The sequence below is a fragment of the Nocardioides cremeus genome, from assembly GCF_030518195.1.
In the GTDB taxonomy this organism is placed as follows: Bacteria; Actinomycetota; Actinomycetes; order Propionibacteriales; family Nocardioidaceae; genus Nocardioides; species Nocardioides cremeus.
Genome location: NZ_JAULSC010000414.1, coordinates 1 through 226, shown reverse-complemented (window position 1 = coordinate 226; position 226 = coordinate 1). Strand labels below are relative to the sequence as shown.

Genomic DNA, 226 nt, shown 5'->3' with positions numbered 1-226 from the left:
GCCCGCGGTGACGCCCGAGGAGCCCGGGGCGCGCACCCGAGACGTCTTCACGGACGCCGCCGCGGCGGCCCGCGCGGCGCTGGCGCGCACTCCCGGCCAGCTGCAGGCGCGGGCCGACGCCGGTGTCGTCGACGCCGGCGGGCGGGGGCTCAGCGTGGTCCTCGACGCCGCCGAGACCGCGCTGACCGGGCGCCGGCCCGAGCCGGTCCTGCCGCGGATCGGCCGG

General features: G+C 83.2%; 1 pseudogene. It reads left to right on the top strand.

Going from position 1 to position 226, the window contains the following annotated elements:
* Positions 1 to 226 (top strand): annotated as a pseudogene (locus QWJ41_RS21555) (DAK2 domain-containing protein); the annotation flags it as partial.